Below are 543 nucleotides of genomic sequence, written 5' to 3' on the forward strand. Positions count from 1 at the left end.
CCCATCCCCTCAGTCAACTCATGCAAGTTCCACGCCGCATCCACCTTCGCCCGCAACACCAACTCAACCCGCTCACGCGTCAACGACGTCAACAACCCGTCATCCAACACACCCGCCGCATGCACCACACCACTGAGCCCAAAACCCTCAGGCAACCCCGCCAACACCCCAGCCAACACCCCACGATCCGCAGCATCACACGCCACAACCACCACCTCAGCACCCGCACCCTCCAACTCCGCCCGCAACTCCACCGCACCCTCAGCCCCCACACCACGACGCGAAAGCAACACCAACTTCCTCACCCCATGCCGAGCCACCAAATGCCGAGCCACCAAACCACCCAACACACCCGTACCACCCGTCACCAACACCGCACCCGAACCAAACACCCCCAACCCCAACTCCGAAACCCCACCCGAAGACACCACCCGACCCAAACGCGGCACCCGCACCACACCCGACCGCACCACCACCTGCTCCTCCCCCAACGCCAACACCCCGGGAAGAACACCCTCAACACCCTCCAGGTCATCGGTGTCC

1 protein-coding gene is annotated in these 543 nt (G+C 63.9%); it reads right to left on the bottom strand.

The genetic code is table 11. The features are described 5' to 3' along the window. Nucleotides 1-543 (bottom strand): KR domain-containing protein (locus KUM32_RS35600; RefSeq protein WP_217146059.1); only part of this gene is annotated, 543 nt, incomplete at both ends.

This window comes from Streptomyces sp. AC627_RSS907, from assembly GCF_019049165.1.